General features: G+C 61.8%; 11 protein-coding genes. 1 reads left to right on the top strand and 10 read right to left on the bottom strand.

The window, feature by feature from the left end; all coding sequences use genetic code 11:
• A partial coding sequence (locus AC1DXN_RS28560) for an SDR family NAD(P)-dependent oxidoreductase (protein WP_477421762.1) occupies positions 1–249 on the top strand: 249 nt, incomplete at its 5' end.
• A 432-nt stretch (positions 250–681) separates the two neighbouring features.
• On the opposite strand, the gene AC1DXN_RS28565 is transcribed toward AC1DXN_RS28560, so the two are convergent.
• From AC1DXN_RS28565 to AC1DXN_RS28610, 10 genes are all read right to left on the bottom strand, one after another.
• Positions 682–1,116 carry an ROK family protein gene (locus tag AC1DXN_RS28565; protein WP_477277826.1) on the bottom strand — a complete coding sequence of 145 codons (435 nt, stop codon included), beginning with the start codon at positions 1,114–1,116 and terminating at the stop codon, positions 682–684.
• 58 nt (positions 1,117–1,174) lie between these two features.
• The gene (locus tag AC1DXN_RS28570) at positions 1,175–3,316 is read right to left on the bottom strand and encodes a beta-galactosidase (protein WP_477277828.1); all 2,142 of its coding nucleotides are present in this window, start codon (positions 3,314–3,316) and stop codon (positions 1,175–1,177) included.
• A gap of 24 nt (positions 3,317–3,340) precedes the next feature.
• On the bottom strand, positions 3,341–4,246 hold the full coding sequence (locus AC1DXN_RS28575; protein ID WP_477421764.1) for a carbohydrate ABC transporter permease: 906 nt from the start codon (positions 4,244–4,246) through the stop codon (positions 3,341–3,343).
• Positions 4,243–5,169 carry a carbohydrate ABC transporter permease gene (locus AC1DXN_RS28580; protein WP_352592096.1) on the bottom strand — a complete coding sequence of 309 codons (927 nt, stop codon included), beginning with the start codon at positions 5,167–5,169 and terminating at the stop codon, positions 4,243–4,245. The genes AC1DXN_RS28575 and AC1DXN_RS28580 overlap by 4 nt, the downstream gene beginning before the upstream one ends.
• A 71-nt stretch (positions 5,170–5,240) precedes the next feature.
• Positions 5,241–6,548, bottom strand: a complete 1,308-nt coding sequence (locus AC1DXN_RS28585; RefSeq protein WP_477277832.1) for an ABC transporter substrate-binding protein — start codon at positions 6,546–6,548, stop codon at positions 5,241–5,243.
• A 111-nt stretch (positions 6,549–6,659) separates the two neighbouring features.
• Entirely contained in the window at positions 6,660–7,844 is a 1,185-nt protein-coding gene (locus tag AC1DXN_RS28590; protein ID WP_477277834.1) for an ROK family protein, read from the bottom strand.
• Positions 7,845–8,908: 1,064 nt separating this feature from the next.
• Positions 8,909–9,964 carry an ABC transporter ATP-binding protein gene (locus AC1DXN_RS28595; protein ID WP_477277836.1) on the bottom strand — a complete coding sequence of 352 codons (1,056 nt, stop codon included), beginning with the start codon at positions 9,962–9,964 and terminating at the stop codon, positions 8,909–8,911.
• A gap of 3 nt (positions 9,965–9,967) precedes the next feature.
• Positions 9,968–10,747 (bottom strand): carbohydrate ABC transporter permease, encoded by a 780-nt coding sequence (locus tag AC1DXN_RS28600; protein WP_477277838.1) that lies wholly within the window; start codon positions 10,745–10,747, stop codon positions 9,968–9,970.
• Positions 10,748–10,811: 64 nt separating this feature from the next.
• Positions 10,812–11,648 carry a carbohydrate ABC transporter permease gene (locus AC1DXN_RS28605; protein ID WP_477277840.1) on the bottom strand — a complete coding sequence of 279 codons (837 nt, stop codon included), beginning with the start codon at positions 11,646–11,648 and terminating at the stop codon, positions 10,812–10,814.
• A 147-nt stretch (positions 11,649–11,795) separates the two neighbouring features.
• The gene (locus AC1DXN_RS28610; protein ID WP_477277842.1) at positions 11,796–13,061 is read right to left on the bottom strand and encodes an ABC transporter substrate-binding protein; all 1,266 of its coding nucleotides are present in this window, start codon (positions 13,059–13,061) and stop codon (positions 11,796–11,798) included.
• Positions 13,062–13,063 lie beyond the last annotated feature (2 nt).

Below are 13,063 nucleotides of genomic sequence, written 5' to 3' on the forward strand. Positions count from 1 at the left end.
CGCACGCTGGCGCTCGAAGTGGCAAAGAGTGGCGTGACAGTCAATGCCGTGGCCCCCGGCTGGATCGAAACGGGCTCGTCGAGCGCAATGGAGCGGCAAGCTGCCCTGCACACGCCACCGGCGCGGGCTGGGCGACCGGACGAGGTTGCCGCAGCGGTGGTGTTCCTGGCATCGGAAGGTGCGAGCTACGTCAACGGCGCCCTGCTGGTGGTCGACGGCGGCAACAGCCTTCAGGAGCGCAAGGGCTGACTCCGAAAGAAGCCGGCCGTTCCGCGCGACCTGTATCTATCCCGAAACGACGAGTTGCAGACACGACCGGGCCTGGCCGTTTAAGTCCGCAGGCTCCGCCAGGGTGAGCATGCGACAATCCCGTGGCATCTGGAGTATCTCCGCAGCAAATCTCGGTATCCTCCGCAGAGTGTCCCCGCCACCGGCCAAGCAGGCGGTGTTGCTAACGACGCTCGATTCAGAGGCGTCAATGAAGGCTACATTACGCAACAAGCTGCTGAGCGATCACCTGCGCTACCAGCAGGTAGCAATTTCACGTCCGGCGCTCGACACCAGTTGGCCGCGACAGGCGAAACCCAGCACTCGCGCTTGTCCCGCGTTTCGAGCAGGCGCCTACTTTCCGATCTGATGAGAGAGAAAGTGATGCCCGCGGGTCACCTCCCAAATGAAGAATTATCCAGCGCCACGTCGACCAGCGGGAAACCCGCGAGATGGGCGGGTTCCGCCCTCGCGCTCAAACCCCGCAGTGCTTTCGAAGTCGAAGAACTGCTGAATCGCGAGTGCCGAGGCGCCGCGGGACCAGACGTTGTTGTCCCAGTCAATTTCGATCGGCGGGGGGGTTGCGAACGAGGTTTCGCGGACAGTGGCAACGAGGGGCTCGATAAGCGCCGGGCCAAACCGGACCGCTTCTCCGCCGAAGATGACGACTTCCGGGTCGATGAGATCGATCAGGCCGCTGAGCCGATGACCGATCTCGCGGCCGACTTCGCCAAGATAGTCCAGTGCGAGCCGTTCGCCTGCTTCGATGGCCTGCTGCAGGTTAATAGGGACCTTGCGGGAGCGCTTGCGGATTTCAATCCAGGCCCTAGAGTGGAGATTGCTGCCCAATCTAAGATCACTGGGACAGAAGATATTGAGCGTTTCCCAAGGCCTCGCGACAACATCCCTAGTCGAGTTCGATGATGCTGCAGCCATAGGCCGGGAGCGACAGCTTGCCGCCGCGTACTTTGCCATCGCCGAGCAGATCCTTGCCCGCGGGGACATTGCCGATGCTTGCCAGCTCGCTCAGCGTGTTGAGGATGAACAGCAGGCGGCGGTCCTTGCTCTCGCGGATGGTCGCTTCCACGCCGGCCGGCATGTCGGCGATGAGCGGCACGATACCGGCGGGCGCCAGCACCTGATCGGCCAGCACCTCGACCAGAGCATCGCTGAGGTACGTGCCGAGGTAGATCACATTGCCCTTGCCGACTTTGCGCGAAGTCATCGCGGCTTGGCCCTCGGCGAAGCGGCTAGCCCAGCTGCCGATAACGTCCGTGCCGGGCGCGACGTTAAGCAACTCATAAAGATGCGCCGCCGTCACCTGCGCATTCCCGATCTTGAGCTCGTATTGGCGGCTCGCCGACGTCGCCGGCAGCTTCTTGCGCACCGTGTTGGCGCCGAAGCGGCCGCCATGCTCGAACATCCCGTCGCCGCCGATCGGCGTCAGCAACCCGAACTCCTCGACCGTGATCCCGGCCAGCGCCGAGAGCCTCTTGCCCGGCGAGGTGTCGCGGATGACGTGGTTGTTAACGTCGCGTGATCCGGTGCGGCCTCCCAGGATTACCGTTCCACCCGCCTTGGCGAAGGCCTCGATCCGCGCCGTCCATGCATCGGTCCATTTCAGCCAATGCGGCACATAGAGCGCCTTGAGCTTGCTGAGATCATCCTCGGGATGGATGAAGCCGCAGGCGATGTTGTGGCGGTAGCAATAGCGGTGCAGCAGCGTCGCATCGTCCTGCGGGCTCGGCATGCCGATGGGGCAGGAGCGGTGCATCTCCTGATTGTCGAAATCTGATCCGGCGATGCCCAAATCCATGCGCACATGCGTGCCGAGGATCTTGTCCTTGAGCGCCGTGACCTCACCCGCAAACTGCTTGGCCTCGTCATAGCGACGCCGCGGGATGTCGTCGTGATCGATGATGCCCATCCAATAGATCTCGGCGCCGAAATGCGCCGGCCGCCAGCGGAAGAACATCACGCCATCGGCGCCGCGCGCCACCGAGGTATAGGCCATGCGGCGCATCTCTCCGGGTTCGGGCGTCAGCGTCGAGAAGTTCGGCTGCGCACCGAAGCCCGATTGCTGCTCGGGCACGATGAAGTTGCCGGTGAAGCCACGGCAGATGTCGAGATGCAGCGCCTGCGCCTCGCCGACGCCCCCAAGGCGCTGCATCTCGTCATAGAGGTGCGGATAGATGTCGAAGCCGAGAAAATCGAGATCGGTCGAGAACTCGCCGCGGAAGTCGATGTCGTCGATCCGCCCCAGATTGTGGAAGAGGAACCAGTCTGGATTGGCGGCGCGCATAATTAGCACCTGATCGTGCTGGAACCGCGCCGTGACGAAGGCGAGGAAGCGGTGATAGTCGACCACATGGGTCGGCCCGACCGGGGCCGGGGCGTAGTCGAGGGGCAGCACCACTTGATCGAAATCGTCGTAGGCGGTGGCCCAGAAATTTCCGCCCCACGCATCGTTGAGCGCGGCGATGGTCTTGTACTTGTACTTGAGAAAGGCCTGGAACTCGGCCAGAGTCACCGGACCGTAGGACAGCGATCCAGAGGTATTGAGCTCATTGTCCGTCTGCCAGCCGATGATGTGCGAATTGCCGCGATAATGCTCGGCCATCGCTTTAGTGATGCGCTTCGAATGCTCGCGGAACACTCCGCTCGCAAGATTGGCGTGCTGGCGCGAGCCATGGCTCATGGCGCGGCCATTGGCATCGACGCGCAACACTTCGGGATAACGCAGCGTCAGCCAACGCGGCGGCGTCGCCGTCGGCGTGCACATGATGGTCTTGATGCCAGCCTTGCCCAACACATCTATGGCGCGGTCGAACAAATCGAAGTCGAACGTCCCCTCATGCGGCTCGATAATATGCCAGGCGAATTCCGCAAGTCGCACCGCGTTGAAGCCCGCGGCTGCCATGCGGTCGGCGTCGCGCTGCCAATAGCTCTCATCGACATGCTCCGGGTAATGCGGGGTACCGACGAGGAAAGTGTCGGTTGCGATCGGCCGCCAGACAGAGAGCGGCGCGGATTTCGAGGCAGTCGTCATAGTCGGAAAACTCCAGGCGATAGTCTATTTGATGGCGCCGGCGGTGAGGCCGCCCTGCCAGAACCGCTGCAGCAGCAGGAACACCACGATGACCGGGATGATGCTGACCAGCGCGCCGGTGATGATAATCGAGAAGAGCACCTGTCCGCCGCCACCGCCCTGCTGCGCGAGCTGATACCAGGTCGCAAGGCCGACCGTGATCGGCTGATACTCCGGCGTGCGCAGCACAATCAGCGGCAGGAAGTAATTGTTCCAGGTCCCGACGAACGAGAGCAGCGCCACGGTCACCATGCCCGGCGCCACCAGCCGCAGCACGATCGCGCGGAAGATCACGAACTCGCCGGCGCCATCCAGACGCGCTGCGTCGAGCAGTTCGTCGTCGACGCCCTGCTCGATATAGACGCGCATCAGATAGACGCCGATCGGCGAGATCATCGAGGGCAGGATCACGCCCAGCGGATTATCGCTGAGTCCCGAAAGCGCCAGCAGCAGGAAGGTCGGCACGACGAGGGCCGTCTGCGGGATCATCACAGCGCCCAAGACCAGTGCAAACAGCAGATTGCGGCCGACGAATTTGAATTTGGCTAACGCATACCCTGCCGCAGTAGCCAAGATCGCGGCGCCAAGCCCGGCGACGGTCGAATAGAGCAGGCTGTTGAACATCCAGCGCATGAAGACGCCGTTGTCGCGCGCCAGAAGATCGCTCAGATTCTGCCAGAAGTTGAACTCGGTGCCGAAGCCGAAGCCGAACGTGGTGAACAGGTCGCCATTCGTCTTCGTTGCCGATAGGACCAGATAGACCAGCGGCATGAAGCTGTAGAGGAGGAACAGTGACAGCAGCAGCGTGAGCATGATCCGCGAGCGCCGCTGCTCGCCGGGTCGGCGCTTGGCAGCTTCGAAAGTAGCTATGTCGGTGGTCGCAGTCATCATTGCTCCGGCCGACGGCGGTTGGCGATCAGGGTGAAGATGTAGGAGGCCCCGGCGATCACGATGCCAAGCACGAACGAGACGGCGGCCGCATAGCCATACTGCTGGTTCGAAGTCGCCAGCGAATAGGCATAGAGGTTCGGCGTGTAGCTCGAATTGATGGTGTTTCTGGCGAGCGCGCGCATCAAATACGGCTCATTGAACAGCTGCAGTGTGCCGTTGATTGAAAAGATGATGGTAAGCAGGATCGCCGGCCACAGCAGCGGCAGCTGGATCATCCGCGCAAATTGCCAAGGCGAGGCGCCATCGACCCGCGCGGCCTCGGCGAGGTCCGAAGGGATCGCCTTCAGCGCGGCGTAGTAGATCACCATATTGTAGCCGACATATTCCCACGTCACGATATTGGCCAATGAGAAGATCATCACGCCCGGCGACAGGAAGTCCGGCGGCGGCAGGTTGAACGCCTTGGCCATCTGCGTGAACGGGCCGAAGGTGGGGCCGTAGAGATAACCCCAGATGATCGTCGCGATCACGCTCGGCACGGCGTAGGGGAGGAAGAAGCCGAGCCGGAAGAGGCCCTTGGCATAGACCTGGCCACGATCGAGCACGATGGCGAACAACAGCGCCAGGCCCAGCATGATCGGCACCTGCACGATGCCGAACAAAACGAGGTTCCACACGCCGCCCCAGAATTTGGCGTCTCCCATGACCTTGATGTAGCTTGCTGCACCCGCGAATTGCCGTCCGCCCACCAGCGTGTCGCGGTAGAGGCTCATGTAGAACGCATAAACCAGCGGCGCGACGATGAAGGCGATAAACAGCAGCACGAAGGGCGCCAGGAACAGATAGGGCGTGAGCTTTCGTGACGTGAAACCGCCCGATCGCGCTGGGCGCGTCGCTGCGGCTGGCGAATTCGACAATGCCATGGTCCCCCGTCCGGCAAGATGAAGAGATCGGGCGCGCCGGTCAAGCGCGCCCGGCCGTTGCCCGGGAGGAGTCAGGCTACGGTGAAGCCTTGTTCTTTCGCGTATGTGACCACGGCGTCCTGGATGCGGTCGAACGCGTCCGACAGCGTGCCCTTGCCGCCGATCGAGGCGCCGAATTCATCGGTCATCGACTGGTACAAGAAGCCCTGAAACGGGCTCCACTCAAATGGCGTCACAGCGTTCGCCGATTTGGCGAACACTTCGTTCACCGCCTGGCCGCCGTAGAAATCCATCTTGTTGCCCGCCCATTCCGGGCTCGACAGCAGCGCGGAGGTACAGGGGAAGAAGAATTGCTTGGTGGTGTAGAGCATTGTGGCTTCGGGATTCGTTGTCAGCCAAATCGCGACTTCGGCGGCCTCGGGGAGATGTTGGGTCGCTTTCATCACGGCCAGTGATGAGCCACCCCAACTGCCGGTCGCGAACTTGTTCGCGTCCCACTGCGGCAGATCGGCGGCACGCCACTGGCCCGCGCTGGTCTTGGCGAACGAGGTCAGGAACACCGGGCCCCAGCCCGCAGTGAGCCAGCTGGCATAGCGGCCCGTGTCGAGGCCGGTGTACCACTCATTGTTGAACCCCGGCTTGGTCTCGATGACACCCGCGGTAATAAGGTCCTGCCAATAGGCGGCGAAGTCCTTGGAAATCTTGTCGTTGATTCTAATCACGAGCTTGTCGCCATCGCGGCTGACCGGCTTCCAGCCCATCGGCCACAGCAAAGCAGTGACCCAGTCGCCTGAGCTGAACAGCGCGTCGGTGATGAACACATTCGGATCGGCCGCATGGATCTTCTTGGCCGCATCGGCAAACTCGGTCCAGGTGGTGGGCGGCGTGATCCCCTGCTTGTCGAAGATGTCCTTGCGATAGAGCATCGCCATCGGACCGGTATCCTGCGGCATGGCGTTGACCACATCGCCCTTGGCGACCTGTTTCCACGTGGCTTCGGGGAACTCGCCCTTATGGGCATTGGCGTACTGGCCGATGTCGGCGAAGGCGTCGACCTGGCGGAAGCTCTCGAGGTGCTGGTATTCGATTTGGACGACGTCGGGCAGGCCGCTGCCCGCCTGCAGGCCAGCACGGACCGCCTGATACTCCGGCTCGCCCTGGCCGGCATTCACGAGTTCAATCCGGATGCCCGGATGCGCGGCGTTGAACATGTCTACCTCAAGCTGGAGATTCGGCACCCACGACCACACAAGCACCTTGACGGGCTCGGCACCGCGAACTGCCGCAGGCAGAGCCCCTACCGCAACGCTCGCACCCGCAACTTTCAAGAAGTCACGACGCTGCATCGTCCGCCCAAGCGGATTGAAAATCTTCGTCATTGAAGTCCTCCCACGAAAGATACGCTCCCACACGACGCAGGACGCGGTTTTTCTTTCAGTCAGAAACTTAATGCCGACATACAGTCGCTGTCAATTACGGTCGATTGATCTTTATTCGCCCATCACGAGGCTGTCGCCAGGGTTGAGGGTCGTCGCATCGAGCACCAGACGCACCGCGCCCAGGACGATATCGCGGTGGCCCAGCGCGCCCATCACGAGGCGCGGCGGGTCATACACATTGCCCCTGAGGCGATGCCGCAGCACATCGAGCACCAGATCACCGCCGCCGACGATTCGGCCCGCCAGTACGATGATTTCCGGGTTCATGAAGGCAGCAACACTGGCCACCGCCATCGTCGCATAGTCGAGCAACTCGGTGACAACAGGCGCGATTTTGTCCGCCTGCCGGTCGGTGACGGCGGCCAGGGTGAGCTTTCCCGCCGCATACTGGGTGTTGGCCTCTTCGAGCATCTTGGTCGCCTGTTCGGGGATGCCGAAAAAGCGCAGCGATTGCTTGTCGCCCAGATGTTCGAACGGCCGCCCGGTGAGGAGGGGGTCGTCGAGATACCAGCCGAGCTCGCCCGCCGCATGCGAGTGCCCGCCATAGAGCTTGCCGTCGATCACGACGCCCGCGCCGGCGCCGGGCCCGATCGAGAGGCTCACGACGCTGTCGGCGCCACGCCCGGCCCCGAATCCCCATTCGCCCACGGCGGCGAGGTTGCGCCCGTTCTCGACGACGATGGGCATCTGAAAATGCTCGCTGAGCCGCGCCCGCAACGGCATGTCGCGCCAGCCGAGCCCGAGCGTCAGCACCACTTCGCCCTCCGGCTGCCTGACGATCGAGGGCAGGCCAATGCCGATGCCGCGAATGGTCTGGCCGCGCGGGCGGGGGGCCGCCATCAGCCGGCGGATCAGGCCGACCAGCTTCTCGAAATTGCGCTCGCCATCATCGTCGGCCGTCTCGTGCATTTCGGTCTGCACGACGCCCTCGAGATTGGCCACGGCGCCATAGAACTCGCCCTTGCCGGCCTCGATGCCGATGATCGCATGCGCCGCGCCGCGGAACTTGATGCGTGCCCGGGGACGGCCCCGGACATTGGCCTCGTCAAACCCGTCATACGCCACCAAATCCTCGGCAATCAGATCCTCGATCACCCGCATCACCGTCGGGATGCTGATGTTCAGTCGCTCGGCGAGGCTCGAAGGTGATGCCACTCCTTCGGTGCGGATCAAATCCACCACGGCCGAACGATTGAGTCGGCGTAACAGGCTCGACGTCGTGGGCTGGCGCTTCATTCATGGACCAGTTGCAAAAGGCCGGCGGACCGGCAACGAGCGTCGGCATAGACCAGAACCGTGCCAGAGTCCGCCTTTTTCTGATGACGCCGAACGTCAGTTGTCGCTCCGCAGTGAAAGCTACCGCGGTAGCCCGTTCGATGATTAAGGCGATCCGTGGCGGGCGCCCAAGCCCTCCGGAGTCAATGCGCATACTCGTGCAAATAACTGACGCCGGTTGCTTCAATCGGTTACGAGCTCGTCCGCCTTTGGCGCGGAACCAACATCAAATGACCGCTTTTGGCGCAAAGCGGTCCGCACTACGCTGGACGCAACGGTCGGCTTTCTTGCCAGTCATCCTGAAAGCTGCCAGGCCGTCAACGGCCCCATTTCGGTCATTCACTACCAGGGAGTTCCTGACGACCTGCGGCTACATCGGCGATATCTCGAAGCCTGTAATTAGTCGCGTTCATCGTCCTTAGGTTCGCCAGACCATACGAGAGAATACGAAGGAAACGGCTTGGCGAACCATCCGCCAACGTATTGATTTCCTGTAGAAAACGCTGTCCCTCTGGGTCCACAATTTTGTTATAAATCAGTGCCTTATACTTAATTCTTTGAGTTTGAATTGACCGTTGTCAGGTGAGCCCCCGACTTTGAGCGAAATGGTTTGGGCCTGTTCGTCAATTTTCTCCGTCTCGTTGATGGCACCCGTCACACGTAGCTCACGCTTCCCGGCTTCGAAAGACCCTTCAGCGTTGCCTGCTGCAATCCGCGGCAGCGGCGTGCAAATGGGCGGGTTCTGATCGTCGGCGTAAGGCGATTAATGGCGATCACAACGTGGTTCGTTTCCGCATCGGCCTCGCATCGGCTGGCAGTAGTTACCCTGAAATGCATGGGGGTGCCATGGACCGACATTTCCAAATGCATCTGCATTGGTCTCGCCCAGAGGGACCACGCCAAGGAGGCAGGTCTTGATCGCAACAAGGCTCTGCAAACATATCCGCCGTGCTCCGGGGCTGATCGAGCCTCCAGATGCGGGCTATGCATCCGATGACCTCACAATCTGTGAGGTGTATGAAGGCTCACCGGATGCGCTCTCCGTCGTCGCTGAACAGTCGCGCCGAGGTGGGCGCGAAATGCAGGGTGATCTTGTCGCCGGTCCTTGGTTGTGACGACCGGCGCTCCGCGATGATGGTGTCGCCGCTCGCCAGCGTGGCGTGAACATAGGACGTGGAGCCCATCGCCTCGACGAATTCCACGTTCGCCTCGAGGTCGATACCCTTGTCCTGGTCGAGATGCTCGGGCCTCAAACCCAGCTGCAGTTTCCGTCCGGGCTCAAGCGTGGTCCGTGCCGGGGTGTCCATCTCCCGGCCGCCAAATGCGAGGCGGCCCCCCGCCTGCACAGTGGCCGTCAGAAAATTCATCCGGGGAGAGCCGATAAAACCCGCGACGAACGCGTTGTCGGGATCTTGATAGAGATTTTGGGGCGTGCCGATCTGCTCGATGCGCCCACTGCGCAACACGATGATCCGATCGGCCATGGTCAGCGCTTCCGTCTGATCGTGCGTCACATAGATCATGGTGTTGCCAAGGACCCGGTGCAGCTTGGCCAGTTCCACGCGCATCTGCACCCGGAGTTCGGCATCCAGATTGCTGAGCGGCTCATCGAAGAGAAACACCTTCGGGTCGCGCACGATCGCGCGTCCTATTGCAACCCGCTGGCGCTGTCCTCCGGAGAGATGAGCCGGCTTGCGCTGCAAATAATCTTCGAGCTGCAGGATCTTGGCCGCGCGCCCGACCTTGTCGGTTATTTCCTGTTTCGGGCGGTGCGCCATCCGCAGGCCGAAGCTCATATTGTCCGCCACCGTCATATGCGGATACAGCGCATAGGACTGGAACACCATCGCCACTCCCCGGTCGGCAGGCTCCGCGTCTGTCACATCGTCACCGGCGATGAAGATCTCCCCTCCGCTGGTCTCTTCGAGCCCGGCAATCATGCGCAGCAGGGTGGATTTTCCGCAGCCCGATGGACCCACGAATACGGCGAACTCGCCCTCTTCGATCGAAAGCGAGACATCGCGGATGACCTCCGTCGATCCAAAGCTCTTGCTGACATGTTTCAGTTCGACACGCGCCATCGACTAACCTTTCACTGCGCCCACGGCGATCCCCGAAACAATTCGCCGCTGGAACAGGATGTAAAGAACAACGATCGGCGCCGCCGCGATGACGATGCCAGCGGTAAACAGGGGTATCTGGTCCGAGTACTGGCCCTTGAGCGCGGAAATCCCCACCATAAGGGTGCGGTGCTTCTGCATGACCAGCAGGGAAATCAGAATGTCGTTCCAGCAGCTGAGGGTGTTGAGGATAGCCAGCGTCACCAAAGCCGGCATTCCCAGGGGCAGCATCACATGCCACCAGACCTGCAGCAGCGTGGCCCCGTCGATCCGCGCTGCTTCGATCAGCTCGCGCGGCAGTCCGGAGTAGAACGCCGTCATCATGTAGACCGAGAAAGGCAGGAAAAATGCGGTGTATGACAGGATGAGCCCGATATGCGTGTTGACGAGGTCGAGGGCAAGCATCGTGCGCATGAAGGGCACGAGAACGACCTGCACGGGGATCATCAGCGACGACAGGATTACCGCAAACAGGAAGCGCCGATAGGGAAAGCGCAACGACGCCAGAGCAAAGCCGGCCATGGAAGACACGACCATCAACAGGATGACCGCGCCGAGCGTCGCAATCACGGAATTGAGGAAGTACTCATTGAGGTGCGCGCGGGTCCAGGCCTGGACGAAATTGTCGAACGTGGGCTTCAGGGCCAGCCCGAAGCGGTCGCGCATGTAGTCGTCACGGGTCTTGAACGCATTGTTGATCGCGAAAAAGATCGGGTAGAGGCAGCTCAAGGCCAGCAGCCCCATCGGGACCGCCGCAATCCTGAGGGCCAGCCTCTGTCGTTTTCCTGCTCCTGACACAACGCCCCCTTCAGATATTCGCGTTGCGTGACAGGATGCGGATCTGCAGCCACGCGAGAATGCTCGTCATGACGAACAGGACCATCGAGATGGCGGCCGCGTAGGCGGGGCGGTTGAGCCTGCCCTGGGCGGCCCAGATAAGATATTCGGGCACCGTCGTTGCCGTTCCGGGGCCGCCGCCGGTCAGCACGTAGATCAGCCCGAACATCGAAGTCAGCAGGCCGATGGTGGTAATCACCGTCGAGAACTCGATGATCGGGCGAAGCTCGGGAATGATGACATGCCACCAGATTTGCCACATCTTGGCGCCGTCGAGACGGGCCGCCTCGACCATCTCCTTTGAAACGGTCGACAGACCGGCAAGGAAGATCAGCACACCCATGCCGAAGGTCGACCAGCATTGGATCGCGAGCGTCACCGGAAGCGCAGTCGCCGAGTGCCCCAGCCAGTCCACACCCTTGATGCCCGCGAGGTCCAGCAGCGCGTTGAGGTTGCCATTGAAGCTCAGCACCACGCTGAAGATCGAGCCGATGATGACGCTCGAGAGAATGGCGGGAAAGAAATAGACGGAGCGAAAAAACGTGCGTCCCGGCACGCCCTGGTGGATCAGGATGGCCAGCAGCATCGGAATGGTCACAAAGATCGGCACCGAAAGCAGCACCACGACGGCGTTGGCCATGGCGGAGCGGAAATTCGGGTCGTCCAGCGCCCGCAGATAGTTGCCGGCGCCGATGAACTGGCCAGGGTCGGTGGAAGTCGCGCTGGTCAGGGAGATGCCAAACCCCCAGAACAGCGGAAAGATGCGGAACACCAGAACAAGCAGGATTGCCGGAAGCAGGAACAGCAATGCAACGCGCGCTTCTGCTCGGCGGCCCCGACTCCGGCGGGAACGGGGCCGCACGGCCTGGCCAGTCTGGTGTAACGAATTGACGGTCATGCACTGGTCGCTGAGCTTGGGGATGGGGGCGCATGGTCGCGCCCCCCGCTGAGAAGATTACTTTTGCGGCTTGGCCTCAGCCTGGACCTTGTCCAGAGCAACCGCGGCCTCGTCCACCGTGGTTTCACCATTGTACAGAAGCTGGCTCTGGCGGTGCCATTCGTCGAGCTCTGCTGCCGAGGAATTGGCGTGCGTGGTCGGAACCGCTCTGGTTGCAAGCCAGCCCATGATCTGCTTGAGGCCGGGGCTGTCGATACCGGAGGTGTTGACTTCAGTGTTTGCGGGCACCGATCCGGTGTCGTTGACCAGATATGACAGGACCTCCGGCGAAGCGAGGATCCGCACCGCGTCAACGGCGAGATCGATGTTGGGAGAGTCCTTGTTGACGCCGTAGCCGACGCCGCCATCAAGCGGTACCCCGGGAGCGCCTTCATGCTGATCGGCGGCGACGGTCGGCGAGGGCATCGGATAGACGCCGACCTTGTCGACACCCATGTTCTTTTCGAACTGCTTCCAGTGCGCGACGTTGGAGAGCAGGCCCATCACGTTGGCCCCGACGCCTTGCTCGAAGAGAGCGAACTCGTCCATGAACATGGTCTGCGAGTTTCCGCCCTCCTGATACCAGCCGTTCTTGGCGGTATCGACCCAGGCCTGCAGGATCGCCTTGATCGGCGCATCCGACCAATGGAGCTTGCCGGCCAGCCAATAGGCCTGCTGTTGGGCGGTCAGCGACTGGTTCGCTGCCTCCGACAAGAAGAATTCAGCGTTGTAGCCTTCCTTGTTGGCCATCATGAAGCAAGCGGGTTTACCCTGCGCCTTGAAGGTGTCGCAGACCTTGGTCAACTCGGCCCAACTTGTCGGCGGCTTCTCCGGATCGAGCCCTGCGGCCTTGTAGAGCGCCTTGTTGTAGTAGACGACGTGACCCTGCAGCGTCGTCGGGATGAAGTACAGCTTGCCGTCAGGTCCGGTGAACGCAGACCTGCCAACGAGCTTTGAGATCAGGTCGGGCAGCTTGTCGTCGAGCGGGATCAGCCCGCCGACCAGGGCCTTGGCCTGGGCGCCACCATTGGCCCAGATGACGTCAGGGCCGGCTTTCGAAGCGAGCGCCGTACCCAGCAGCGTGTAGTACTCGGCATCCGGCTGGGACAGGAGGTTGAGCGTTGCTCCCGGGTGCGCGGCCTCGAATGCGGCCTTCGCATGATCGTAGTATGTCGCGTGGGCGGCATCGTCCACGTTAACGTCCCATACGGTGATTTCCTGTGCCAGCACGGGCGAGGCGACCATCATGGTCGCAATGGCAGTCAATATCTTCAGTTTCTGCACGT

This window comes from Mesorhizobium sp. P2_H9, from assembly GCF_056403215.1.

What these genes read in the sequence shown, in the direction of transcription:
- AC1DXN_RS28570 (WP_477277828.1), bottom strand. Translation starts at nt 3,316, where the DNA reads ATGACGACTGCCTCGAAATCCGCGCCGCTCTCTGTCTGGCGGCCGATC.
- AC1DXN_RS28580 (WP_352592096.1), bottom strand. Translation starts at nt 5,169, where the DNA reads ATGGCATTGTCGAATTCGCCAGCCGCAGCGACGCGCCCAGCGCGATCG.
- AC1DXN_RS28595 (WP_477277836.1), bottom strand. Translation starts at nt 9,964, where the DNA reads ATGGCGCGTGTCGAACTGAAACATGTCAGCAAGAGCTTTGGATCGACG.
- AC1DXN_RS28590 (WP_477277834.1), bottom strand. Translation starts at nt 7,844, where the DNA reads ATGAAGCGCCAGCCCACGACGTCGAGCCTGTTACGCCGACTCAATCGT.
- AC1DXN_RS28600 (WP_477277838.1), bottom strand. Translation starts at nt 10,747, where the DNA reads ATGGGGCTGCTGGCCTTGAGCTGCCTCTACCCGATCTTTTTCGCGATC.
- AC1DXN_RS28585 (WP_477277832.1), bottom strand. Translation starts at nt 6,548, where the DNA reads ATGACGAAGATTTTCAATCCGCTTGGGCGGACGATGCAGCGTCGTGAC.
- AC1DXN_RS28575 (WP_477421764.1), bottom strand. Translation starts at nt 4,246, where the DNA reads ATGATGACTGCGACCACCGACATAGCTACTTTCGAAGCTGCCAAGCGC.